Here is a 1768-nt window from a genome sequence, read left to right as displayed (position 1 = left end):
GCCCAACCGTTGCGTCGAGGGGGTCGCGCATGCCGCCAGTCCCACTCGTCTTGTCCACGTCCGCCATGCTGTTGCCATCCCAACCGAACCCCCCTTCGCGGTTCGTCGCGGAAATGTGCCTGACAAGCATTAACGATCCGCTAACCATAATGGATCGCAACCACCTGCCGTTCGATGCCGTTGAGAGAACCAGGATCGTGGCGCCGGTTGCGGTAATCCGCCTGTTGGCGATTGGGGCAACGACACATTATAAGGCGCCTGAGGTGTTGCTAATGTTCAATCGAATCGCCGCTTTCGTCCTGTGCCCGGCGCTGCTTGCAGCGGGCGCCTGCACGCGAAGCGACGACGGCACGGTGATCGTTCCAAGCCGGATGGATGTCAGGCGTGTCTGGGACGAGGCGCCGCCGGGAACGACCGCCTCGCGGCAGATCGTGTCGGATGTGTTTCCGCCGCCGCCGAGCGCGCCGGCAAGCCTGCCGGCGAGCCCGACCGTCCGGCGCCATTCCAGGCCCGCTTCGACGAAACCGTCCTTCGGCCGGGATCTGCCCGACCCGACATCCGGCGAGCAGAGCCCCCTCACCTGCAGGAATGTCGGCGAAGACGGCAAGCGCTATCGCGTCATCTGCGAATAACGTTCCTTCAATCGGTGGACCCAGTGCCGGCCGGACAGCACCGAACGCCAGCCGGCGTAAGAAACCGAGCCGCCGTCGCGATCACGGATTGCTGATGAAACCTTTGACCGGTGGTGGACGTTTTCCGGCTTGATGTGATCCGCGCTGCACCCAGGAGACTGAAGATGTCCATTCACTTCACCGTCTCTGGCCTGACCAGGAACCTGATCCATTCGCTTGGGTTGGATCATGAACTGGCGCCGAGGCCCCTTACCCCGGAACAGAACCTTCTGCTGGATTGTTACCTGGCCGGGCAGATCCCGGACTCGGCCTGGAGCGACTACGTCTTCGAGATGCCGGAGTTGGAAAAACACGCTGAGGTCAGGCGTACCGCGTCAGGCGTGCGCGGCCTGACCTGAAACGGCGAGTCTGCCCGCCTATTTCTTCGGTGAGCTGAATTGCAGCGTGAAGACGTTGCCGGGAATGCCTTGCGCCAGCGCCGGCGAAAGGCTGAGCGGCAGGCAATCATTCAACGCCTTTATCGCCGCGTCGACATAGGCCTTGCGCGCATTGTCGTCGCCGCCGACATGGATGGCGGTTGTTTTAGGCGGCCCGATCAGCGTGCCGTCGCGCTTGAAGCTGAAGCTGAGCGTGACCGAGGAATTGTCGGAATTGGCCGGCGGCGTCCAGCAGGCGAGCAGGGCGGCGCCGACCTCGTTCATGCCGTTGAGCGGTGCGGTGGCGGCCGCTGGAAAGGGCACAACCGACAGCGTGCCCGCCATCACAAGAAATCTTGCCGTGTTCATCGCAGGTCCTCGTCGCCGTCGCTCTGCCTATAACGGTATCGTACGATCCATGACGAGGATGACAATAGGATTTCGGTCCGCCCGTCGGTGGTGCAATCATACTGTCGTGATTTCGGCGATGGCCGCGAAAAGCAAAAGGCCGGCACGGAGCCGACCTTTCCCTTGCCTCGTCATGGCGCCAGTACATCCGTGGTCGCAGCGAGGTCTCAACCCAGTAGACAGGTCTTAGGTAAACGAAACCTTAACGCCGAGGGACCGCTACGCCCTGGCCTGCGATTTCACATGCGCGATGTAGCCGCGCACGTCGCCGGCCGGCTCGGCATAAGCCTTGCCGAGCTTTTTCTCCAGGGC

General features: G+C 62.5%; 3 protein-coding genes and 1 pseudogene. 2 read left to right on the top strand and 2 right to left on the bottom strand.

Annotation, left to right across the window (positions count from 1 at the left end; translation table 11 throughout):
* Window positions 1-272: 272 nt before the first annotated feature.
* Window positions 273-632 (top strand): hypothetical protein, encoded by a 360-nt coding sequence (locus EOA27_RS34990; protein WP_126080869.1) that lies wholly within the window; start codon window positions 273-275, stop codon window positions 630-632.
* Window positions 633-796: 164 nt separating this feature from the next.
* Window positions 797-1030: a hypothetical protein gene (locus EOA27_RS34985; RefSeq protein ID WP_126080868.1), complete on the top strand. Its 234-nt coding sequence runs from the start codon at window positions 797-799 to the stop codon at window positions 1028-1030.
* An 18-nt stretch (window positions 1031-1048) separates the two neighbouring features.
* Here EOA27_RS34985 and EOA27_RS34980 read toward each other — a convergent pair whose 3' ends face one another.
* On the bottom strand, window positions 1049-1417 hold the full coding sequence (locus EOA27_RS34980) for a hypothetical protein (RefSeq protein ID WP_189343053.1): 369 nt from the start codon (window positions 1415-1417) through the stop codon (window positions 1049-1051).
* A gap of 258 nt (window positions 1418-1675) precedes the next feature.
* Window positions 1676-1768: pseudogene (locus tag EOA27_RS42670) on the bottom strand (glutathione S-transferase family protein); the annotation flags it as partial.

This window comes from Mesorhizobium sp. M2A.F.Ca.ET.037.01.1.1, from assembly GCF_003998075.1.
Lineage (GTDB): Bacteria > Pseudomonadota > Alphaproteobacteria > Rhizobiales > Rhizobiaceae > Mesorhizobium.
This window is presented reverse-complemented; position numbering and strand designations above follow the sequence as displayed.